We start from the raw sequence: 21,861 nt of genomic DNA, 5'->3' as shown, positions 1-21,861 counted from the left end.
AGCGTGTGACTAAATTATTAGTTAGCTAAAAATAAACAACCTTATCAATTCAAGGGATGAATATGAGCCAGAATATTTATGACGATCCGCACTTCTTTGCCGGCTATGCGACCCTCGATCGCTCGGTGAAGGGGTTGGATGGCGCACCGGAGTGGCCTTCCCTGCAGGCGATGCTGCCGCCGATAACCGGTTTGCGGGTGGTGGATCTCGGCTGCGGCTACGGCTGGTTTTGCCGCTGGGCGCAGCAGCAGGGAGCCAGCCAGATAACCGGTTTCGATATCTCCCAGCGGATGCTGGCGCAGGCGCGGGAAATGACCCGCGGGGATGAGATTGACTACCGCTGCGCCGATCTGCAAACCCTGACGCTGCCCGCCAACAGCTGCGATCTGGTCTACAGTTCGCTGGCGCTGCATTACTTACCGGACATCGCCCCGCTCTTCGCCACGCTGCATCAGGCGCTGGTCCCGGGCGGCATCCTGGTCTTTTCCGCCGAACACCCCATCTATACCGCGCCGCTGCAACAGGCATGGCAGGTGAATGAGCAGGGGAAAAAAAGCTGGCCGGTCAGTCACTATCAGCAGGAGGGCGAGCGGGTCAGCAACTGGTTTGCGGAGGGCGTCATTAAACAGCACCGCAAACTCTCAAGCTGGATAAACGCGCTTATCGCCGCGGGTTTTGTGCTGGAGCAGCTGGATGAGTGGGGGCCGAGCGCCGAACAGATTGCCCAACAGCCCGCCCTGGATGAAGAGAAAGAGCGTCCGATGATCTTTTTACTGCGCGCGCGTAAACCGGGCTAATCCCCCGCCCGGCGATGGCCGGGCGGGCATCCTTTACGCTTTCAGGCTGGCGCCGCGGCTGGCAATCACCTCTTTATACCAGTCAAAGCTCTTCTTCTTACTGCGCGCCAGGGTGCCGGTGCCATCATCATGGCGGTCGACATAGATAAAGCCGTAGCGCTTCGACAGCTCCGCCTTCGAGGCGCTCACCAGGTCAATCGGCCCCCAGCTGGTAAAGCCCATCAGCTCAACGCCATCGTCAATGGCTTCCCGCGCCTGCACCAGATGGTCATTCAGGTAACTGATGCGGTAGTCATCGTTAATGCTGCCATCGGCTTCCACCTTATCTTTGGCGCCCAGACCGTTTTCCACGATAAACAGCGGCTTCTGATAGCGATCCCACAGCACGTTCAACAGCGTGCGCAGACCCAGGGGGTCTATCTGCCAGCCCCACTCCGAGCTCGCCAGGTGCGGGTTCGGCACCATGCTGAGAATATTGCCGCGCGCCTGCTGGTTCAGCGCCTCGTCGGCGGTGACGCAGCCGGTCATGTAGTAGCTGAAGGAGATAAAGTCGACGGTGGTTTTCAGCGCTTCACGATCGGCGTCGGTAATGGTGAGCGTGATGCCATTGTCGCGGAAAAAGCGCAGCATATAGCCCGGGTACGCGCCGCGCGCCTGCACGTCGCCGAAGAACTGCCAGCTGCGGTTCTCCTGCAGCGTCTCAAACACATCTTCCGGTTTGCAGCTCAGGGGATACATCAGCCCGCCGAGCAGCATATTGCCGATTTTGCCCTCAGGCACCAGCTCGTGACAGGCTTTAACCGCCAGGGCGCTGGCCACCAGTTGGTGGTGAATCGCCTGATACACCTCGCCTTTGCTGCTGCCAGCCGGCAGGCCGACGCCGGTCATCGGGGCATGCAGCGACATATTGATTTCGTTAAAGGTCAGCCACAGTTTGACCTTATTTTTATAGCGGCTAAACACCGTGCGGGCGTAGCGCTCAAAGAAGCCAATCACCTCCCGGCTGCCCCAGCCGCCGTAGTTTTTCACCAGCGCCCACGGCATTTCATAATGCGACAGCGTCACCAGCGGGGTGATGTTGTGCTTCGCCATCTCGTCGAACAGCTTGTCGTAGAACGCGAGGCCGGCGTCGTTGGGCTCGGCGTCATCGCCGTTGGGGTAGATGCGGGTCCAGGCGATGGACACCCGCAGGCAGTTAAAGCCCATCTCGGCGAACAGAGCGATATCTTCCGGGTAGCGATGGTAAAAATCGATCGCCACATCCTTAATACCGCTGTCGCCGGGTACGCGCTCGACCACCTCACCGAACACACCATGCGGCTGCACATCGGAGGTGGATAAGCCTTTGCCCTCTTCAAGATAAGCCCCTTCCACCTGATTCGCCGCGGTCGCGCCGCCCCATAAAAAATCCGCCGGGAATGTTTTCATCTCTCTCTCCTGTGATTAATGGCTGACTGACAACAGCGGCTGACCGGCTTCGACGGCGCTGGACGCCACCGTATCAATCTCCCGGTAGTCGTCGCTGTTGCTGATAATAATCGGGGTCGCCAGGTCGTAACCGGCATCCAGAATCGCCTGACGATCAAACTCAATCAGCAGATCGCCGGCCTGCACCCTGTCACCTTCTTTGACATGCGCGGTAAACGGCACGCCGTCGAGTTTGACCGTGTCGATGCCGACGTGGATCAGCAGCTCAATGCCGCTGTCGCTCTGCAGGCCAATGGCATGTTTAGTCTGAAACAGGGAGGCCACTTCGCCCGAGAATGGCGCAATCACTTTGCCCACCGCCGGGATAATGGCAACCCCTTTACCGAGTAAGCCGCTGGCGAAGGTGCTGTCCGGCACTTGATCGAGGTCGATAACGCTGCCGCTCATCGGCGCCAGAATGTCGTTTGCCGAGGCCGGGGCTACCGCCACGGCGCCCTGTGCGGCGCTGGCACGCGGCAGGCCAGCGAAGAAGGTCAGCAAGCAGGCGAGCACGAAAGCCACGCCGGTGCCGATAAGCCCCCCCCAGACGCTGGCGTCAATGCCGCCAGGCGGGATCATCTGCGCCGGGAAAAAGATATTCGGCACACCGAACGAGTAAGCATGGCTATTACTGTAGGCGGTGATCGCCCCGCCGATGGCGCCGGCGATACAGCCGAAGATAAACGGACGACGCAGCGGCAGGGTCAGGCCATAGATAGCCGGCTCGGTGATGCCAAACAGCCCGGCAGAGAAGGCCGACCCCGCCAGCACCCGCTGGCGCGCATCGCGGGTGGCCAGCAAAATTCCCAGAACCGCACCCACCTGGGCAATCACCGCCGGAAGGATAATCGGCAGCATGGAGTCATGGCCGAGCACCGTCATGTTATTGATCATCAACGGCACCAGCCCCCAGTGCAGGCCGAAAATAACGCACACCTGCCACATGGCGCCCAGTACCGCGCCCGCCAGCCATGGCGCAAACGCGTAGATAAACTGGTAGCCGTTGGCCAGCAGGTGACTCAGCCAGGTGGCGACCGGGCCAATCACCAGAAAGGTAAGCGGGACCACCACCGCCAGGCAGATCGCCGGGGTGAAGAAGTTTTTCATCGATGACGGCAGCAGCGCGTTGCTCTTACGCTCCAGCCAGCAGCAGACCCACGAGGCGAGAATAATCGGGATCACTGACGAGCTGTAGTTGATAAAGGTCACCGGAATGCCGAGAAAGTGTTCCACCGCCGCGCCCGGCGCCTGGCTGGCCTCAAAGGCCTGGATCATCAGCGGGTGGGTTAACGCCCCGCCAATCACCATCGAGATAAACGGGTTACCGCCAAACTTCTTCCCGGCGGTATAGCCAAGAAACAGCGGGAAGAAAAAGAACAGCGCGTCGCTGGCGGCAAACCAGATTTTATAGGTCCCCTGCTCTGGCGTGAGCCAGCCGCAGGTCACCGCCAGCGCCAGCAGGCCTTTCAGCAGACCGGTCGCCGCCATCACGCCGATAAACGGCGTAAAGATGCCGGAGATGATGTCGATAAGCTCGCTTAACACCGAGCCTTTTGCCGTTTTCTCCTCGGCAACCGGCTCGCTGTCATCGCTCAACCCCGCCTCCTGGCGCACCGTCTGCCAGACATCATGGACATGGTTGCCAATCACCACCTGAAACTGGCCACCGCTCTCCACCACCATAATGACGCCCGGATTGGCCTTCAGCCCTTCGGCATCGGCTTTGCCGTTATCTTTCAGTTTAAAACGCAGACGTGTCGCACAGTGAACCAGACTCACAATGTTCTCTTTGCCGCCGACGCGGTTGAGAATATCCTGCGCGAGTGCTTTATATTCCATGCTCTTTTCCTTACTGCCGCTGCCCGCAGACAACCGGCGACTGAGTAGTAAAAAATAAAAAAAACCCGAGAACCACGCCGGTGGGCGTCGCGCTCAGGTTTTGCCTGCATCATGCAGTAACAATCCAGTTTTGTTGGGGGAATTAACGCCCCTCTTTTCTTACCCGTTCGATATGAATGGCAAGAAACATAATCTCTTCGGTGGTCAGCGACCGCTGATACTGCTTTTGCAGATGCGTCGCCACCGTTTCCGCACACTTCCACGCTTTGGCGTAGTTATCTTTCACCGCGCTGTGCAGCGAGACGTCGTCATCTTCCACCACCGTGCGCGTCAGCATCCGCTGGGCGAAAAATTTCAGATGGGTAACGAAACGCTGATAGCTCAGCGACTCCTCGTCGTAATTCAGCTGCAGCTGATACTTCACCAGTTGCAGGATCTCCTGCATCACCCGGGTCACGTGCATGACCTCCGGCATTTCGCTGTTGAGCTGCGCCGTCACCAGATGCAGGGCGATAAATCCGGCTTCATCCTCCGCCAGCTCCACGCCAAGCCTTTTGGCAATAATGGCCCTTGCCTCCTGGCCCAGCGCGAACTCCTTCGGATACAGCCGCTTAATCTCCCACAGCAGCACGTTACGCAGTGCGATGCCCTTTTTCTGCCGCTCGATAGCAAAATGACAGTGATCCGTTAATGTGATGTACAAGCTTTCCTGTAGCTTGCCCAGCCGCCCGCGTGCCAGTTCGATAATGCGATCGCAGGTGGTCATCACTTCTAACGGTATCTGACTGAGTAACTCACCTAAGCGGCCTACCAGTTCATCGCTCTGTAAGGCGAAGACTTTTTCAATTTTACTGTCGTCCAGCACGTCGCCCGGGCGTTTCTGAAAGGCCAGCCCTCGCCCCATCACCACCTGTTCGCGCCGGTGCTCGTCGAGAACCACCACCACATTGTTATTGAGTACTTTGGCGATTTGCATATAGACCCCAGAAACAAAAAAACCTGACCCCCGACGAAACGCCAGGTGATCAGGTTTTGCCTGCCGCAGCAGTTGCAATCCAACACCCGCACTGTAACAACTTCTGCTGCGCGCTCAACCTGACAAGTGAAAAAACGTGATTAAGATCGCGACTATCAGAAAGTCACCACCGTTTTCCACTCCACCACCCACGCATCCTGGGTCTGCGCGACGCCGCCCGGACGGTGCCAGTACTGCAGGCCCGGCTGCAGCTCCAGCCAGGAAACCGGGCGGAAGCGATAATAGAGCTCGCCGTTCAGTGAATGATCGGCCACCGGCTGGTAAGCCGGATCGTTATAGTCGGTGGCCCCGCTGATCTGGTTCATATAGCGCTGGTTGCGTGCGTAGTGGCTGCTCATGTCGATCCACGTCAGACCAAAGCCAATCCAGTCCTCCGGGCGGGCGTCAAACAGCCCGCGGTAGCGCATTGAGGCGGCGACGGCGGAGTGGATATAGTTGCTGCGCTGGTCGCTGAGGCTGCCGCTCAGCGAGACGCTCATCCCCCGCAGCGGGTCGTCGGCGTGGCGAGTGATCTGCTGGTTCAGGCCGGCGTACATAAACCAGGTGCTGTCGTGCTCGGCGTAGCCTTGCGGATCGGTCGCCCCGGCGCCGCCGGATTTGCCGCTGTAGAGATCGGTTTGCGGTGCATTAGTCCAGACCACACCCAGGTTATAGGCTCCCGGCAGGCCATTAATCAGCGGACGGGTTTCGATCTCCATCGGCAGTAAAATGCCTTTGCTGCCCTTCGTCGACCAACTCCAGGCGTGGCTGCGCGCGGTAGCCTGCGGGTTTTGCTCCATCACCCCGCCTTTCAGGGTGACCGTCGGCGTCAGCTTGTACTCCAGGGTGGTGCCCCAGGTGTGGATGTTCCAGTTATTCCAGGTCAGCGAGTTGGCCGATTTACCACCGCACTGGGTCAGCAGTTGAAAATCGCAGGGTATGATCTGGTCGAAGGTTTGCACCTTGTTCATCATGCCGATGCGCCAGGTCAGGCGACGGTCGTCAAAGCTGCGGGCAAAGGTCAGCCAGCCGAGGCGGGTGATCGACCCGCCTCCCCAGCTCTCCTGCGACAGATCGTTGAAACTCACCCGCGGATCCTGCAGCCGTTTCGTGGTGAGGTTATCATCGTGGTTACGGTTGACGATGTTGCCTTCGAGACGCGCGTCCGGTATGCCGGTCCAGCGCTCCAGATCCTGGGTAAAGGTCAGCGCCACCTGGTCAATATAGGCCAGGTGTTTATCATGGTCATAACCGCCGCCGGCGTTGTATGCCATCTCGTTAAGATACCCGAGATTATAATGAAAGCCGTTCTCTTCGAGGATCGGACGAATGCCCAGCATATCGCCCAGCAGCCCCTGCTGCCCGGCTTCGAACCCCAGCACGCTGCCGTTCCACGCCGGAGTTTCCGCGGCGCTCACGGCAGGCACCATTGCCGCCAGCGCTGCGCCGATCAAAAGCTGATTTATTTTTTTGTTATGCATTGTGATATCCACCGTGACTGAATAAAAACAAAGGGGATCCCCAGGCTATTTATTTACCTGTTTTCTTTTTTAAAAAATGAATGGCAAGGGGCGTCCGCCGGTAATAAAACCGCGACGATGCCAGAGAAAGCGTTAATTACAATTCATTGTTTTACATCATCATTTTTTCACCATTAAATTTTTGCCAAAAAAAAACCTAAGCACTTTCCGCCACGAATGACGAAAGTGCTTAGGTTTTGCCTGGGTTCAGTAGCAATCCTGAATTGATTGACCGCACATTATCACTTTATTCAACTCATGCCTACCAGCAATAGGCAGGCAAGTAATAATATGTGAAGCAAATAACAGTATGGCGTTTAATAGCGGGCAATGGCCGCCGCTATTTCAGCAGATGTTTGCAGGGCACGAATTTCATTAAACAGGGTCAGCGCCTCGCTATATTCCTTGCGTAAATAGCCTAACCACTGCTTAATTCTCGCCACATGATACAGACCGGTGTCGCCCTGCTTTTCCAGGCGGGTATATTTTTGCAACAACTGGACCACCTGCGGCCACGGCATCCGCGGTTCATTGTATTTGATCACCCGGCTGAGGTTCGGCACGTTGAGTGCCCCGCGGCCAATCATCACCGAATCGCAGCCGGTGACGGCCATGCAGTCCTGGGCGCTTTGCCAGTCCCAGATTTCACCGTTGGCGACCACCGGGATAGTCAGGCGCTGGCGGATCTCGCCGATCGCCTGCCAGTTGATGCGTTCGGCTTTGTAGCCATCTTCTTTGGTGCGGCCGTGAACCACCAGCTCGCTGGCCCCGGCCTGCTGCACCGCATCGGCGATTTCGAAGCGCCGTTCGCCGCTGTCCCAGCCGAGTCGCACCTTGACGGTCACCGGCAGATGATCGGGAACCGCTTCGCGCATGGCTTTCGCGCCGCGATAGATCAGCTCCGGATCTTTCAGCAACGTCGCCCCGCCGCCGCTGCCGTTCACCAGCTTAGACGGACAGCCGCAGTTTAAATCCACACCCCACGAACCCAGCGCCACCGCGCGGGCGGCGTTTTCCGCCAGCCACTCGGGATATTGTCCCAGCAGCTGGACGCGCACGCGGGTGCCGGACGGCGTGCGGCTCTGGTGATGCAGTTCCGGGCACAGCCTGTAGAACGATTTTACCGGCAGCAGTTGATCCACCACGCGCAGAAATTCGGTGATGCACAGATCGTAATCGTTAACCTCTGTCAGCAGCTCGCGCACCAGCGAATCGAGCACGCCTTCCATCGGCGCCAGTAGAACACGCATATCGTTACCCGGAAAAAAAAGAGGCGCTATGGTAGCGCCTCCGGGCACTGGTTGAAAGCGCTCAATGCGTCCGGCCCGCCGTACGCCGTTCCCCGTTCGGCGAATGCGGCAAAGCGATGAGATAATCTCTATGCTTTACAGGAGTCTGCGGCGTCTCATGCCGCCTTTATTTGCCGCGCCTCGTTCAAAAAGGTAGCGTGGGGCCCGATATACCCTAAGCTGCAAGCTGTCGGGTCCTGCCAGGAGAGGCTATTGTTCCCGTACGCTATCAGCGCTATGCGTAGAATTCATGATGTGATCGGTAGCACATTTTAGGGATTAATTGTATGATGAATGCACTTCATCAAGGGTTATTACCATGAGTAAATCGCTGACTATTATCTGGCAGTACCTGCGGGCCTTCGTCCTGATTTACGCCTGCTTATACGCCGGAATTTTTATCGCCGGGCTGCTGCCCATCACTATCCCCGGCAGCATCATCGGCATGCTGATCCTCTTCGTGCTGCTGGCGCTGCAAATTATGCCGCCGCAGTGGGTCAATCCTGGCTGCAATATCCTGATCCGCTATATGGCGCTGCTGTTCGTGCCGATCGGCGTCGGCGTGATGCAGTACTGGGATCTGCTACGCGCCCAGCTGGGGCCTGTGGTTATCTCCTGCGCTATCAGCACCCTGGTGGTATTCGTGGTGGTGAGCTGGAGCTCTCACCTGGTGCATGGCGAACGTAAAGTGATTGGGCAAAAGGAAAAGAAAAATGATGCATGAAATCTGGTGGTCGCTGCCGCTAACCCTGATCGTCTTTTTTCTCGCCCGCAGGCTGGCGGCCCGCTTTAAGTTCCCGCTGCTCAACCCGCTACTGGTGGCGATGGTAGTCATAATTCCGTTTCTGCTGCTGACCGGGATCTCCTATGAGCGTTATTTTGCCGGCAGTAAAGTCCTGAACGATCTGCTGCAGCCGGCGGTGGTCGCGCTGGCCTTTCCACTGTATGAGCAACTGCATCAGATCCGCGCGCGCTGGAAATCAATCATCACCATCTGCTTTATCGGCAGCTGCGTGGCGATGATCACCGGTACCACCGTCGCCCTGCTGATGGGCGCCACGCCGCAAATCGCCGCCTCTATTCTGCCTAAGTCAGTCACTACGCCGATTGCCATGGCGGTCAGCGGCAGCATCGGCGGCATTCCGGCCATCAGCGCCGTGTGCGTGATTTTTGTCGGCATCCTCGGCGCGGTATTCGGCCATACGCTGCTTAACCTGATGCGCATTCGCACCAAAGCATCACGCGGCCTGTCAATGGGTACCGCCTCGCACGCCCTCGGCACCGCCCGCTGTGCGGAACTGGACTATCAGGAAGGGGCGTTTAGCTCGCTGGCGCTGGTGCTGTGCGGGATCATCACCTCGTTGATGGCGCCGTTCTTATTTCCGCTGATCCTCGCGGTGGTGGGATGAATTGTGATTTAAGTCACATTTTTTAATGCAACAAATCAAAGTTGCATAAACAATGAGATATTCATCACATATGAGACCGCGGGACGCCCGTACACTGGCTTCCCATTACATTGTTATGAGGCAACGCTATGCACTCACGTTTTCAAGCTGCTTTGACGACTCTGGCAGCAGACCTGCAGGCAGCCATCGCCCCGATGCTCGCCGACCCGCACTTCCCGGCGCTGCTCGAAGCCGATCAGGTGGCGACGCTGCAGCAGGCGACAGGTCTGGACGAAGACGCGCTGGCCTTTGCGCTACTGCCGCTTGCTGCCGCCTGCGCGCGCGCCGACCTTTCTCATTTTAACGTCGGGGCTATCGCCCGCGGCGTCAGCGGCCGCTGGTACTTTGGCGGCAATATGGAATTTCTCGGCGCGACCATGCAGCAGACCGTTCACGCGGAACAGAGCGCCATCAGCCACGCCTGGCTGCGCGGCGAGACCTCCCTGCGCGCTATTACGGTGAACTACACGCCGTGCGGCCATTGCCGTCAGTTTATGAACGAACTGAACAGCGGACTGGCGCTGCGCATTCATCTGCCGGGCCGCGAAGCGCATGCCCTGGAGCACTATCTGCCGGACGCCTTTGGTCCGAAAGACCTGGAGATCAAAACCCTGCTGATGGATGAACAGGACCATGGCTTCCCGGTGAGCGGCGATGCCCTGACCCAGGCAGCCATTCAGGCCGCCAACCGCTGCCATGCACCCTACAGCCACTCGCCTTCCGGCGTGGCGCTGGAGCTGAAAGACGGCACCATTTTCAGCGGCAGCTATGCGGAAAACGCGGCGTTCAATCCGACGCTGCCGCCGTTGCAGGGGGCGCTGAATCTCCTGAGCCTCAATGGCTATGATTATCCCGATATCCAGCGGGCAATCCTGGCGGAGAAAGCCGACGCGGCGCTGATCCAATGGGATGCCACCGTCGCCACCCTGAAGGCGCTGGGCTGCCAGAATATCGAGCGGGTGCTGTTAGGTTGATCAGCCTGAGCAGATTGCCGGATGACGGTTTCGCCTTATCCGGCCGACCTGTTATACCGTGATGTTGTCGGGTGGCGCTACGCTTACCCGACCTACCGTCCGTTCCATTGCGAGCTGAAGATCTCTATGTCGGGTGTCGGCTCACGCCTTCCCCGACCTGCGTTCGGCGATCTGTCTATATTGCTGAAAATCCCCGCAATCAAACGCGGGTTTCTTGCGCTTACCCGGCGGGTAAAGTAGCCTGAAGACTCCGTTGTCTATTATTGAGCCAAGTTCATGTTAAAGCGTGTGTTCTACAGCCTGTTAGTCCTGCTCGGCCTGCTGCTGTTGACCGTGCTGGGCCTTGACCGCTGGATGAGCTGGAAAACCGCGCCCTATATCTATGATGAGCTGCAGGACCTGCCCTATCGTCAGGTCGGCGTGGTGCTGGGCACCGCCAAATATTACCGCACTGGCGTCATCAATCAGTATTACCGCTACCGCATCCAGGGTGCGCTGAACGCCTACAACAGCGGCAAGGTCAACTATCTGCTGCTGAGCGGCGATAATGCTCTGCAAAGCTACAATGAACCGATGACCATGCGTCGGGACCTGATTAAAGGCGGCGTCGATCCCGCCGATATCGTGCTGGACTATGCCGGCTTCCGTACGCTCGACTCGATTGTCCGCACCCGTAAAGTGTTCGACACCAACGACTTCATTATCATCACCCAGCGCTTCCACTGCGAACGGGCGCTGTTTATCGCCCTGCATATGGGGATCCAGGCCCAGTGCTACGCGGTGCCATCGCCGAAGGATATGTGGAGCGTAAGGCTGCGCGAGTTCGGCGCCCGTTTTGGCGCGCTGGCGGACCTCTATATCTTCAAACGGGAACCGCGCTTTCTCGGCCCTCTCATCCCGATTCCGGCTCAACAGCATGACGTACCGGATGACGCCCAGTCCTACCCGGCAGTCACTCCGGAGCAGCTGCTGGAGCTGCAGAAAGAAAAGTAGCCTCCATCAACGCATTCGTTTCAGATATAAAAAACCCGCGCCAGGCGCGGGTTTTTTATGCGTTCAATCTTATTTCTTACGGGCGTATTTCAGGGAGTCCAGCGCCACGGCGAAGATAATAATCGCCCCCTTAATGATGTACTGCCAGTAAGGGTTGACGCCGATATAGGTCAGGCCGTAGTTGATGACGGTAAAGATAATCACCCCGGTCACCACGCCAAACACTGTCCCTACCCCGCCGCTGAACGATACGCCGCCCACCACGCAGGCGGCAATGGCGTCCAGTTCATACATAAAGCCGAGGTTATTGGTCGCCGAGCCGATACGCCCGGCTTCCAGCAGGCCGCCGAAGGCGTAGAACACGCCGGAGAGGGCATAGATCATCAGCAGGTTCAACGCTACGTTAACCCCGGAGACTTTCGCCGCTTCCGGGTTACCGCCGATAGCGAAGATGTTTTTACCAAAACGCGTCTTGTTCCACAGGATCCAGACAAAGAAGACGGCAATCAGCGCGTAGAAGGTAATGTAGGACAAGCGGAACGAGCCCAGCGCCACAAACCCCTGGGCGAAATGGGAGAAGTGGCTGTCAAAACCGGAGATCGGCGACGCGCCCACAAAGTCGTAGTACAGCGAGTTAATACCGTACACGATGATCATGGTGCCGAGGGTGGTAATAAACGGCGTCACGTTCAGGTAGGCGATGACAATCCCGTTAATCAGGCCGATGACCGCCCCGATGGCGCACACCAGCAGGATCACCAACGGGATCGGCATGGTCGCCATATCCGGGAACACCTTGTTGGCATTATCCACCGCCTGCAGCATGGTGGCGGCAATGACCGCGGCCAGTCCCACCTGACGTCCGGCGGAGAGGTCGGTCCCCTGCGTGACGATAAGTCCGGCCACGCCCAGGGCAATAATAATACGCACCGAGGACTGGGTCAGAATATTACTCAGGTTGAGCAGACTTAAAAATGTCGGATCCTGGAAAATAATAATGGCCAACAGGACCAGAAGGACGACATATATCCCACCCTCTTTCAGGTAAGTGAGAAAACTCTTTTTATTTAACGCACTCATGTGAAGCCCCTGATCTTAAAGGTGCAATGACGCAAGACGCAGTATCTCGTTTTGCGTGGTGGTTTTAGTCTCAACAATGCCCGCGACAAGGCCATTGCTCATCACCAGAATGCGGTCGGTAATCCCCAGCAGTTCCGGCATTTCGGAAGAAATAATAATGATCCCTTTGTCTCTTTTAGCCAGCTCGGCAATCAGCTGGTAGATCTCGAATTTGGCGCCGACGTCGATACCGCGCGTCGGCTCATCCAGCATCAGGATCTCCGGCTGGGTCAGCAGCCAGCGGCCTATAATGACCTTTTGCTGGTTACCACCGGAAAGCGAACCGATCTGCGTATGCTGCCCGGGGGTTTTAACGCGCATCGAGTCAATGACCCACTGGGTATCGCTCTTCATTCGCGAATTATCCAGCAAGCCGAGGCTGTTTTTATATTTCTTAATATTGGAAATCAGAGAGTTAAAACCGATATCCAGATAGGCATAAATCCCGGTGGAGCGCCGCTCCTCGGTCACCAGTGCAAAACCGTGGTTAATCGCCTCGTTGGCGCTGTGGTTGTTGATCTTCTTACCGTGCAGGGTGATGGTGCCGCTGGCCTTCTCACGGATCCCGAACAGCGTCTCCACGATATCGGTGCGTTTAGCGCCCACCAGGCCGGCGATACCGAGAATTTCGCCTTTATGCAGGTCGAAGGAAATATCACGAATGGACGGCTGGCGCAGCGACGTCAGATTGCGCACCTCGAGGATCACTTCGCCTGGGGTGTTTTCGCGATCCGGGAAACGCTGATTGAGCGAGCGCCCGACCATCATGGCGATGATCTTGTCCATATCCAATCCTTCCAGCGGCTGGGTGGCAATCCACTGGCCGTCGCGCAGGATGGTAATTTCATCGCACAGCTGGAAAATTTCTTCCATCTTGTGCGAGATATAGACGATACCGCAGCCGCGATCTTTCAGCTTGCGGATGATCTTAAACAGATGGTTGACCTCTTTTTCCGTCAGCGATGACGTGGGCTCATCCATGATGACGATTTTAGCGTCATAGGAAAACGCCTTGGCGATCTCAATCATCTGCATCTGGGATACCGATAAGGTGCCGACGCGGGCGCGCGGGTCGATATCAATATCCAGTTCATCAAAAATCGCCTTGGTATCCCGGTACATTCTCTCCTGATCGACGAACATGCCTTTAGTGGGATAACGCCCAAGCCACATGTTATCCATGACCGAACGCTGTAATACCAGGTTTAATTCCTGATGCACCATCGATATACCGTTTTCCAGGGCTTCTTTCGCCGAATGGAAATCGATCTCTTTTCCCTGAAAAAGAATGCTACCGGAATCTTTTTGATAGATCCCAAAAAGGCATTTTAATAATGTCGATTTGCCGGCGCCGTTCTCACCCATTAACGCATGAATGGAGTGCGGACGAACCTTCAGGTTGACATTATCAAGAGCCTTGACGCCAGGAAACGATTTGTTGATGTTGGTCATCTCCAACAAATACTCGCCTGACCGTTCGCTATTATTGCTGACCATAGTTATACCTGGCTGCGTTCATGCACGCCCCGTCCGGCGCAATAACGCCAGCAGGAGTCTGGTTCTGTATCAGGAATAATCGGGCGTGGATGAACCACGCCCGCAACTCACATCACGATTATTTGCCGGTAAACTGGCTCAGGTTGTCTTTATCGACGCCCACGTAAGGTACGCGAACAATTTTGTTGTCAATTTTCCAGTTGGTGCCCGCCGCGGCTTCTTTACCTGCTGCAAGATTTTTCGCCAGATCGAAGGTTGCTTTCGCCTGGTTGTTGGCATCGTTCAGCACGGTACCGGCCATCGCACCGGATTTCACCAGCGCCAGCGCTTCTGGCAGGGCATCGACGCCGAATACCGGAATGCTGCTCTTGTTGTGCGCTTTCAGCGCTTCAACCGCACCCATCGCCATGGCATCGTTATTGGCGATCACCACTTCAATCTTGTTCGCATTCGGGCCGGAGAGCCAGGCGTCCATTTTGTCTTTCGCCTGAGCGGTATCCCACATGGCGGTATCCAGCTGCAGCTGTTGGGTCTTCAGACCTTTATCATTCAGCTCTTTGATAACGTAGGTGGTACGCGCTTCCGCATCCGGATGGCCCGGCTCGCCTTTCAACAGGACGAACTGAATCTGGCCATCTTTGTTCAGATCCCAGTTCGGGTTGGCTTTCCAGTGCTTGGCGATCAGATCGCCCTGAATAATCCCGGACTCTTTCGAATCGGTACCGACGTAATAAGCTTTGTCGTAACTATCCAGTGCTTTGCGGGAAGGCTCTTTGTTGAAGAACACCACCGGAATATTCTGCCCGCGCGCTTTTTCGATCACCGTTCCCGCTGCCGCCGGGTCAACCAGGTTAATCGCCAACGCCTTCACGCCTTTCGCCAACAGCACGTCAATCTGATCGTTTTGTTTCGACTGGTCGTTCTGCGAATCATTCATCAGCAACTGGACGTCAGGCGCGGATTTGCCATCTTTTTCAATCGCCTTACGCACCACCGACATAAAGTTGTCGTCATATTTATAAATCGTCACGCCGATACGGGTATCTGCTGCGTGTGCTGCGGCGCCAAATAACAGACCAGCCATTACAGCAGACAGGGTAAACACCTTCTTATTCATGGAATCTCCGGTTTTATTATGCAGGGTCATTATTGTGAAAAAGTGCGGGCGGGATTTGTTGCATTAGTGTTACCGCACAACGCATTTCACGACGAAAATTCGGTCTTCCGTGTCGGGTAACGCTCCAGAAAAATACGACTCTAAAACTCGTTTAACGCCTTGTTCCTACTTAAAAAAGTGAGGATAACCCATCACCTCGTGGTTCAGACTGGTAAACGCTGCCATCATAATCAGGCGAATGTTAATATACTGTGAATTTACTCACAAATTGAAAGCGGTTACATCCCATCACCGCTTCAGTTAGTGATCGGCCCCACAGTTTGCCGCTGGGCAACGGAATGACGGCGCACCAGCGTCGGCATAAAGCAGTGCGTTGCCTCGCGATCCAGCTTGCCGGCCGCCCCCAGCAGCGCCAGCTCGGTGGCCAGTTTCGCCATCGACATCACCGGATAGCGCACGGTGGTGAGCTGAGGATCGGTGTAACGGGAAATAGGAATATCATCAAAGCCAATCAGCGACAGATGCTGCGGCACGACAATGCCGTTGTCCTTCAGCGTCGTCAGCGCGCCGGCCGCCATGCTGTCGTTATAGGCAAACACTGCGGTGAGACCGAGATTACGCCCCAGCAGTTCGACCATCGCCGCTTCGCCGCCCTGCATATCCGGGGAGCCAGAACCGACCCAGCTATCCGGGGCGATGATGCCCTGCTCCTGCAGCGCTTTGCTCCACCCTTCCCGGCGCATATCGTCATCTTCAATGCCGTGATTCGAGGAGAGGTAGCCGATGCGCTGGTGGCCGTGATTGAGCAGCATGCGGGTGGCCATCAGCGCGCCGCTGACGTTGTCGAGCCCGACGCAGCGATGGGCAAAGCCCGGCACGATGCGGTTGATCAGCACCATCCCCGGGATATGTTGCATAAAGTCGCTCAGTTCATCATCGCTGAGCGCTTTCGAATGGACGATCAGCGCCGAGCAGCGCTGGCGGATCAGCACCTCGATGGCGTGGCGCTCTTTTTCTGCCTCGTGATAGCTGTTGCCGATCAGCACATACTTCTGATGCTGCTGGGCGACGGTATCCACCGCTTTCACCAGCGCGCCGAAGAAGGCGTCGGAGACGTCCATCACCACCACGCCGATGGTATCGCTCACCTGGGTGGCCAGCGCCTGGGCGTTGGCGTTGGGCCGGTAGCCCAGTTGGGTCACCGCTTTCATCACGGCGTCGCGCGTATCCGGACTCACCAGCGCGCTGTTGTTCAGCACCCGCGACACGGTGGCCACGGATACGCCCGCCTGGCGGGCGACATCACGAATGGTGATCATACTCTGCGACCTTAAGAGAATTACAGCACGTCACATTCACCTCCTGTGCTCAGCAAGGAGGCTATTCTGGCAGCGACCCGCGGTCCGCTACGTGAGTGAAGTCACACGGCTGGAAACGTTTACATCCGTTTTGTTAATGATTGTGATCGAGATCGTTATCTGGATGTGTCTTTCAATGATGTGCCTGACGCACGCAGGGTTAACTGACGCCACAGCCATTCCACCGGCCCCTGGCGGAAGCGGCGCAGCCACAGCGATGAGACGAGGAGGTTAACAGCCCAGATGGGGGGAACAAAGGCCAGCAGCTGCAGACGATCGAAGCGCATAAACAGCCCGAGATGATAAAACAGGGTGGTGCAGATCAGGGTCTGCAGCAGGTAGTTGGTCAGCGCCATGCGTCCAACGCAGGCGATAGCGCCCACCAGGCGGAAACGGCACAGCTGCGGCCAGTAACCCCAGGCCAGCGAGGCATAGCCGATAGCCTGCAGGGGGGCGCTCAGTTCGCGCGGCGCCTGCAGCAAAAACGCGCACCAGCGATAGTCCCAGGCCAGATACCACTGGGCGAATATTGCCGGCAGATTCACCGCCATCCCGGCCACCACCAGCAGCACCCCCGTGCGCCGGTAGTGACGCAGGCTGAACTGCCCTTTGAGCCAGCCGCTGCGCATCAGCGCTGCGCCCATCAGCATCATCCCCGCCAGCTGCCAGCCATACTGGGCGCCCAGTGCCAGCAGATTGTCCGATAGCATATCCGCCCGGTTGCTGACTGCCTCCATGCCTCCGTGCAGCTTCCAGTACTGCTCATATTGCAGGTTCGCTGCGTCCGGCACCCAGGAGCGATTCGCCGCCGTCCCGGAGATCATCCCCAGCAGGACCAGCACCGCAATGCCGATGAGGTAGAGCACCACCCCGGTATTGAACAGCGATTTGACATGGTGCGCCTCACGCACCATGCGCCAGCTCACCAGCCCCACCAGGGCGTAGGCCAGCAGAATGTCGCCATCCCAGAAAAAAAGACCGTGAATGAAACCGAGCAGCGCCAGCAGCGTCAGCCGCGACTGGATCCAGCGCTTCCCTCGCGGGAGCAGCAGCTGCAGACCGGCGCCAAACAGCAACGCGAACAGGGTGAGAAACTTCACCTGTGCCAGCAGGTCGAGGAGTGCCCACGTCCAGGTATCGCTGAGAGTCGCGCTTCCAGACCAGGCGGGATTGAGGTAAGCGGCCTTCGGCAAGCCGAAGGCGCTGATATTGAGAAGCAGGATACCGAGGATGGCGACGCCGCGGACAAAGTCCAGCGTGACATTTCTCTCCATGTACCCTGCTCCGTTTTAGTTGTGGTGACGTACTGCGCGCAGGAATTCCTGGCGGGTATTCTGGCTGGATTTAAACAGGCCGCCGAGAGAGGTGGTGGTGGTAGCGCTGGTCGCATCGCGAATGCCGCGCGCCTTCACGCAGTAATGCACCGCGTCAATGGATACCGCCACGTTGCTGGTGCCGAGCAGCGTCTGCAGCGCAATCAGGATCTGCTGGGTCAGACGCTCCTGGACCTGCGGACGCTGGGCGAAGAACTGCACGATGCGGTTGATTTTCGACAGGCCGATAACCGAATCTTTCGGGATATAGGCTACTGTCGCTTTACCATCGATGGTAACGAAATGGTGTTCGCAGGTGCTGGTCAGGGTGATATCGCGCACGGTAACCATTTCATCAACCTTCATTTTGTTTTCAATGACGGTGATTTTTGGGAAGCGGGAGTAATCCAGCCCGGAGAAGATCTCATCGACATACATTTTGGCGATGCGATGCGGGGTCTCCATCAGACTGTCATCACTCAGATCCAGATTCAGCAGTTGCATAATCTCGGTCATATGACCGGTAATCAAACGCTTGCGTGTTTCGTTATCAATTTCTTGTACTGGCGCACGCATCGGCGTCTCCAGCCCACGAGCGACCAGCGCTTCATGAACGAGGACGGCTTCTTTACTCAGTGATGACATTTGGGTTTCTCCTGCAGGTGTGGCGCTCTTTGCTTTTTCTGGGGGCAAAGTTTGTATTCATTGTGCGTGAGGTGGCGCACAGAATCCAGTAGCCGTAACGATAATTATTGAAATTGGCGCTGCCTTTTATTAGGGCCTGGAGCCACGCCTCAGGCGCAGCGCCAAATCCTTATCGCCGAATCCGGAATGATCTGACCGCTGTACGCATCCATAAGCGCCATCGCTACACCGGCATGTTGGCTATAAGTTGCATTAATGATGCAGTAAGTTCTCAAAAGGAGAAAGTGAAAGTTACTCACCGGCTAATGAAATATCTGTATTATGAACGTTTACGCGCACACCCCTTTCGAGGAGCCTTGCATGGAACTGCTTGAAGAGCATCGCTGTTTTGACGGTCGGCAACAACGCTGGCGTCATCACTCCCCTGTCCTGAACTGCGCCATGACGTTCAGCATTTTTTTACCGCCTGAGCGCGAAACGCCGCCGCCGGTACTGTACTGGCTATCCGGGCTGACCTGTAACGACGAAAACTTTACCACCAAGGCGGGCGCCCAGCGCATTGCCGCTGAGCTGGGCATCGCGCTGGTGATGCCGGATACCAGCCCGCGCGGTGATGAGGTCGCCAACGATGACGGATACGATCTGGGGCAAGGCGCCGGCTTCTACCTGAATGCCACCGAGGCGCCGTGGGCGGCGCACTATCGAATGTATGATTATCTGCGCGATGAACTGCCCGCGCTGATCCGTAGCGAGTTTAGCGTCGGCGAACGCTGCGCCATCAGCGGCCACTCGATGGGCGGTCACGGCGCGCTGGTGATGGCGCTCAAAAATCCGGGCCGCTACGCCAGCGTCTCCGCCTTCGCGCCGATCGTCAATCCCGGCCAGGTGCCGTGGGGCAAGAAAGCGTTTACCGCCTATCTGGGCGCGGATGAATCGACATGGCAGTCGTGGGACAGCTGCGCGTTGATGCAGGCCAGCCAGCCGGCTGACGCCGTGCCGACGCTGATCGACCAGGGCGATAACGATCCGTTCCTCGCCGGGCAATTACAGCCGGCCGTGCTGGCGGAAACCGCCCGCCAGAAGGCCTGGCCGTTAACGCTGCGTATCCAGCCTGGCTACGACCACAGCTATTACTTCATTGCCTCGTTTATTGAAGACCATCTGCGCTTCCATGCGCAGCATCTCTTTGGCTAAACACCAATACGCCGCGAAGCAGCTTCGCGGCGCATGCTCAGGCCCGCAGGCCACGTTTTAGTGCCGACGATCAGAAGCGATAATCCACCGCCATAAAGTAGCGACGGCCCTCTTCGGTATAGCTGTAGTCGTCCCGGCTCAGATCTTTATCACCCACGTTCTGCACCCCGGAGCGCAGTTTCACGTTTTTGGTCACCTGCCATGCCGCGCCAACGTCAAACAGGGTGTAGCCGCCCGGCGTTTTGCCGGTGGCGCTCACCGAGCGCTGCTGGCCGGTATAGTTGGCCGTCACGTAGAAGGACCAGTCGTCCAGCGGTTTCCAGTCAAGCGTGCCGTTGGCGGTATGGAACGGCAGCGTCTGCAGCGGTTTGTCGCCGCCATTGCTCAGATCGCGGCCATCGTTGTAGGTGTAGTTCATCGTCAGCTTCCACTCATCGCCAAACGGGATCTTCACCTCCGTCTCCACCCCTTTGATGCGGGCTTTGTTGACGTTGAAATAGCGGAAGATCGGCACGCGCTTGCCGTTGACGGTTTTCCAGCCGACAAAGTTCGGGTAGCCCGGCGCTTCGCTGGCGCTGGAGGTGCGCAGAACATCGATCATATCGTCGACATTATTCTGGAAGGTGGTGATGCTGCCTTCGACATCTTCCAGCCAGCCCTCTTCCCCACGGTAGTAGAGACCGAGCTCGAAGCTTTCACTGGTTTCCGGTTTCAGATCCGGGTTACCGATGATGCTGCACGAGCCGCGGCAGGAGTTGGTGGTCCAGTCAGGGTTAAGCTGCAGCAGCGACGGGGCTTTAAACGCCGTCGCCCAGCCGCCTTTGACGGTGACGGTATCGGTGGCGTTATACACCAGATAGGCACGCGGGCTCCAGTGATCGCCATAGGTCTGGTGGTCGTCCATACGAATGCCGGTGGTCAGCGACAGCGGCTCGATGATGCGCCATTCGTCTTCGATAAACAGGGCATACTGGCTGGCGGAGGTCGACTGGCTGCCGCTGCTCAGGTTGACCGGATCTTTCAGTTTATCGTGGCGCCATTCGCCGCCGAAGGTTACCAGCTGGTTAATCATGTCCAGCGGCAGGACATATTTGCCGTCGATGGCATTGCTTTCCGAGGTAATGGTCCCGTTCTGTCCCGGATTTTTGTTATCCACCTTTTCGCCGTAGAACTTGAGCTCGCTATTGCCCATATCCCAGCGGCCGTTATGGCTCAGGGAGTAGTTCTCACGCTCAAGGCGGTTGCGGTCAAGGGAATCGGAATCACGATCCTGACGGTCAAAGCCATAGCCCGCCGTAAAATCATGGTTTTCGCCCGGCGTCCAGGCGAATTCAACATTGCCATCGCGACTGGTGAAGCCCTCAATGCGCGGCGTCTCGCCAGTGGCGCTGCTGGAAGACTGCGGATCGTCCTTGGCGCGTTTTGCCAGGCTGCCGTAGGCCTTCATCCCGAGCACGCCGTCGATCAGCGGACCGCTGGTGAAGAACTGGCCGTTCCAGGTATCGCCGCGGTCGCGGTGTTCCTGAATGGTGGTATCGGCACTCAGCGTCCCGGTCCATTTCTGGCCGATTTTTTTGGTAATAATGTTGACCACGCCGCCGAGCGCATCGGAGCCGTAAAGGGAGGACATCGGGCCGCGCACCACCTCGATACGTTCGATGGCATCCACCGGGATCCAGTTCAGGTCGAAGTCATTATGGCGGAAGACGGCGTTCCGGGAGTTGACGCGTTTCCCGTCGACAAGGATCAGGGTATAGCTGCTGCTCAGACCGCGAATGCTGACGCCCTTGCGGTTATCCCCTTCGTTAGTGAGCTGGACCCCAGGGACATCGCGCAGTACGTCTTTCAGGTTCTGGACGGGCTTACGTTGTAAATCCTGCTGGGTGATGACGCTGATGCTCGCCGGCGCGTCTTTGACGCTCTGTTCAGTGGCCGAGGCGGTCACCACCAGCGTTTCTTCATTTACATCGGCGAGGGCCGGAAACGCCAAGGATACGACGGACGCAGACAATCCCGCCCGGATAAAAGGGTTTAACCTGAACATTCCAAATCTCCATGAGGTGTACAACCAAACAAACAAAAAGGTGCTGCTCACACGCGCTGGCGGCCTGTCGCTCTGTCGGCGGCATGCTCGCGCTGTTTTCTCGTCGATGTGGCTGGTCGCCCAATGTCAGTCTGACCCAATGGCAGAGACGGGGAGTGGCTTCATCCGTAATGGGCGAAAATGATAAAGATAATGATTACGATTATCAATATAATTATGAAGAATTGTGTCA

At 57.2% G+C, this 21,861-nt stretch carries 17 protein-coding genes and 1 pseudogene; 6 read left to right on the top strand and 12 right to left on the bottom strand.

From position 1 onward, the window contains the following. Nucleotides 1-62: 62 nt before the first annotated feature. The gene (locus CWM61_RS09695) at nt 63-797 is read left to right on the top strand and encodes a class I SAM-dependent methyltransferase (RefSeq protein ID WP_074388050.1); all 735 of its coding nucleotides are present in this window, start codon (nt 63-65) and stop codon (nt 795-797) included. 33 nt (nt 798-830) lie between these two features. On the opposite strand, the gene CWM61_RS09690 is transcribed toward CWM61_RS09695, so the two are convergent. The 5 genes and pseudogenes from CWM61_RS09690 to dusC all read right to left on the bottom strand — a co-directional run bounded on the left by CWM61_RS09690 (nt 831) and on the right by dusC (nt 7,888). Next, complete coding sequence (locus CWM61_RS09690; protein ID WP_100631154.1) at nt 831-2,225, bottom strand: glycoside hydrolase family 1 protein; 1,395 nt, start codon at nt 2,223-2,225, stop codon at nt 831-833. Between the two features lie 15 nt (nt 2,226-2,240). Next, nucleotides 2,241-4,216: pseudogene (bglF, locus tag CWM61_RS09685) on the bottom strand (PTS beta-glucoside transporter subunit IIABC). 29 nt (nt 4,217-4,245) lie between these two features. Further along, nucleotides 4,246-5,079: a transcriptional antiterminator BglG gene (gene bglG / locus CWM61_RS09680; protein WP_074388047.1), complete on the bottom strand. Its 834-nt coding sequence runs from the start codon at nt 5,077-5,079 to the stop codon at nt 4,246-4,248. Between the two features lie 155 nt (nt 5,080-5,234). Then, nucleotides 5,235-6,599, bottom strand: a complete 1,365-nt coding sequence (locus CWM61_RS09675; RefSeq protein WP_100631153.1) for a carbohydrate porin — start codon at nt 6,597-6,599, stop codon at nt 5,235-5,237. Between the two features lie 356 nt (nt 6,600-6,955). After that, nucleotides 6,956-7,888 (bottom strand): tRNA dihydrouridine(16) synthase DusC, encoded by a 933-nt coding sequence (dusC, locus tag CWM61_RS09670; protein WP_100631152.1) that lies wholly within the window; start codon nt 7,886-7,888, stop codon nt 6,956-6,958. 358 nt (nt 7,889-8,246) lie between these two features. Between dusC and CWM61_RS09665 the strand changes: the two genes are divergently transcribed. The 4 genes from CWM61_RS09665 (at nt 8,247) to sanA (ending at nt 11,342) form a co-directional block, all read left to right on the top strand. Continuing rightward, the gene (locus CWM61_RS09665; RefSeq protein ID WP_004201620.1) at nt 8,247-8,651 is read left to right on the top strand and encodes a CidA/LrgA family protein; all 405 of its coding nucleotides are present in this window, start codon (nt 8,247-8,249) and stop codon (nt 8,649-8,651) included. After that, nucleotides 8,641-9,336: a CidB/LrgB family autolysis modulator gene (locus CWM61_RS09660; protein WP_008804035.1), complete on the top strand. Its 696-nt coding sequence runs from the start codon at nt 8,641-8,643 to the stop codon at nt 9,334-9,336. The genes CWM61_RS09665 and CWM61_RS09660 overlap by 11 nt, the downstream gene beginning before the upstream one ends. 128 nt (nt 9,337-9,464) lie before the next feature. After that, nucleotides 9,465-10,349 (top strand): cytidine deaminase, encoded by an 885-nt coding sequence (gene cdd, locus CWM61_RS09655; RefSeq protein ID WP_074388044.1) that lies wholly within the window; start codon nt 9,465-9,467, stop codon nt 10,347-10,349. Nucleotides 10,350-10,625: 276 nt separating this feature from the next. Continuing rightward, the gene (sanA, locus tag CWM61_RS09645) at nt 10,626-11,342 is read left to right on the top strand and encodes an outer membrane permeability protein SanA (RefSeq protein WP_004201624.1); all 717 of its coding nucleotides are present in this window, start codon (nt 10,626-10,628) and stop codon (nt 11,340-11,342) included. Nucleotides 11,343-11,411: 69 nt separating this feature from the next. On the opposite strand, the gene mglC is transcribed toward sanA, so the two are convergent. The 6 genes from mglC to folE all read right to left on the bottom strand — a co-directional run bounded on the left by mglC (nt 11,412) and on the right by folE (nt 18,391). After that, nucleotides 11,412-12,422 carry a galactose/methyl galactoside ABC transporter permease MglC gene (gene mglC / locus CWM61_RS09640; protein WP_002912871.1) on the bottom strand — a complete coding sequence of 337 codons (1,011 nt, stop codon included), beginning with the start codon at nt 12,420-12,422 and terminating at the stop codon, nt 11,412-11,414. A 15-nt stretch (nt 12,423-12,437) separates the two neighbouring features. Further along, nucleotides 12,438-13,958, bottom strand: a complete 1,521-nt coding sequence (gene mglA, locus CWM61_RS09635) for a galactose/methyl galactoside ABC transporter ATP-binding protein MglA (protein WP_074388042.1) — start codon at nt 13,956-13,958, stop codon at nt 12,438-12,440. A gap of 118 nt (nt 13,959-14,076) precedes the next feature. Continuing rightward, nucleotides 14,077-15,075 carry a galactose/glucose ABC transporter substrate-binding protein MglB gene (mglB, locus tag CWM61_RS09630; RefSeq protein ID WP_074388041.1) on the bottom strand — a complete coding sequence of 333 codons (999 nt, stop codon included), beginning with the start codon at nt 15,073-15,075 and terminating at the stop codon, nt 14,077-14,079. Nucleotides 15,076-15,371: 296 nt separating this feature from the next. Next, on the bottom strand, nt 15,372-16,394 hold the full coding sequence (galS, locus tag CWM61_RS09625; protein WP_012967553.1) for an HTH-type transcriptional regulator GalS: 1,023 nt from the start codon (nt 16,392-16,394) through the stop codon (nt 15,372-15,374). Nucleotides 16,395-16,549: 155 nt separating this feature from the next. Continuing rightward, nucleotides 16,550-17,707: a DUF418 domain-containing protein YeiB gene (yeiB, locus tag CWM61_RS09620; RefSeq protein WP_100631150.1), complete on the bottom strand. Its 1,158-nt coding sequence runs from the start codon at nt 17,705-17,707 to the stop codon at nt 16,550-16,552. 15 nt (nt 17,708-17,722) lie between these two features. After that, nucleotides 17,723-18,391 (bottom strand): GTP cyclohydrolase I FolE, encoded by a 669-nt coding sequence (folE, locus tag CWM61_RS09615; protein ID WP_023290444.1) that lies wholly within the window; start codon nt 18,389-18,391, stop codon nt 17,723-17,725. A 360-nt stretch (nt 18,392-18,751) separates the two neighbouring features. On the opposite strand from folE, the gene fghA reads away from it, so the two are divergent. Next, a complete protein-coding gene (gene fghA, locus CWM61_RS09610; protein WP_100631149.1) occupies nt 18,752-19,585 on the top strand; it encodes an S-formylglutathione hydrolase in 834 nt (277 codons plus the stop codon). Between the two features lie 70 nt (nt 19,586-19,655). Here the strand turns inward: fghA and cirA are convergent, their stop codons facing one another. Beyond that, nucleotides 19,656-21,629: a catecholate siderophore receptor CirA gene (gene cirA, locus CWM61_RS09605; RefSeq protein ID WP_100631148.1), complete on the bottom strand. Its 1,974-nt coding sequence runs from the start codon at nt 21,627-21,629 to the stop codon at nt 19,656-19,658. Nucleotides 21,630-21,861: the final 232 nt, after the last annotated feature.

This window comes from Klebsiella sp. K-Nf6 (genome assembly GCF_002806655.1).
Lineage (GTDB): Bacteria > Pseudomonadota > Gammaproteobacteria > Enterobacterales > Enterobacteriaceae > Klebsiella > Klebsiella variicola.
Note: the sequence above shows the minus strand (reverse complement) of the source record. Positions and strands in the feature narration are given on the sequence as shown.

Bases quoted from the DNA above. Each gene is read 5' to 3' on its own strand.
- CWM61_RS09695 (WP_074388050.1), top strand. From the start codon at position 63: ATGAGCCAGAATATTTATGACGATCCGCACTTCTTTGCCGGCTATGCG.
- CWM61_RS09690 (WP_100631154.1), bottom strand. From the start codon at position 2,225: ATGAAAACATTCCCGGCGGATTTTTTATGGGGCGGCGCGACCGCGGCG.
- bglG (WP_074388047.1), bottom strand. From the start codon at position 5,079: ATGCAAATCGCCAAAGTACTCAATAACAATGTGGTGGTGGTTCTCGAC.
- CWM61_RS09675 (WP_100631153.1), bottom strand. From the start codon at position 6,599: ATGCATAACAAAAAAATAAATCAGCTTTTGATCGGCGCAGCGCTGGCG.
- dusC (WP_100631152.1), bottom strand. From the start codon at position 7,888: ATGCGTGTTCTACTGGCGCCGATGGAAGGCGTGCTCGATTCGCTGGTG.
- CWM61_RS09665 (WP_004201620.1), top strand. From the start codon at position 8,247: ATGAGTAAATCGCTGACTATTATCTGGCAGTACCTGCGGGCCTTCGTC.
- CWM61_RS09660 (WP_008804035.1), top strand. From the start codon at position 8,641: ATGATGCATGAAATCTGGTGGTCGCTGCCGCTAACCCTGATCGTCTTT.
- cdd (WP_074388044.1), top strand. From the start codon at position 9,465: ATGCACTCACGTTTTCAAGCTGCTTTGACGACTCTGGCAGCAGACCTG.
- sanA (WP_004201624.1), top strand. From the start codon at position 10,626: ATGTTAAAGCGTGTGTTCTACAGCCTGTTAGTCCTGCTCGGCCTGCTG.
- mglC (WP_002912871.1), bottom strand. From the start codon at position 12,422: ATGAGTGCGTTAAATAAAAAGAGTTTTCTCACTTACCTGAAAGAGGGT.
- mglA (WP_074388042.1), bottom strand. From the start codon at position 13,958: ATGGTCAGCAATAATAGCGAACGGTCAGGCGAGTATTTGTTGGAGATG.
- mglB (WP_074388041.1), bottom strand. From the start codon at position 15,075: ATGAATAAGAAGGTGTTTACCCTGTCTGCTGTAATGGCTGGTCTGTTA.
- galS (WP_012967553.1), bottom strand. From the start codon at position 16,394: ATGATCACCATTCGTGATGTCGCCCGCCAGGCGGGCGTATCCGTGGCC.
- yeiB (WP_100631150.1), bottom strand. From the start codon at position 17,707: ATGGAGAGAAATGTCACGCTGGACTTTGTCCGCGGCGTCGCCATCCTC.
- folE (WP_023290444.1), bottom strand. From the start codon at position 18,391: ATGTCATCACTGAGTAAAGAAGCCGTCCTCGTTCATGAAGCGCTGGTC.
- fghA (WP_100631149.1), top strand. From the start codon at position 18,752: ATGGAACTGCTTGAAGAGCATCGCTGTTTTGACGGTCGGCAACAACGC.
- cirA (WP_100631148.1), bottom strand. From the start codon at position 21,629: ATGTTCAGGTTAAACCCTTTTATCCGGGCGGGATTGTCTGCGTCCGTC.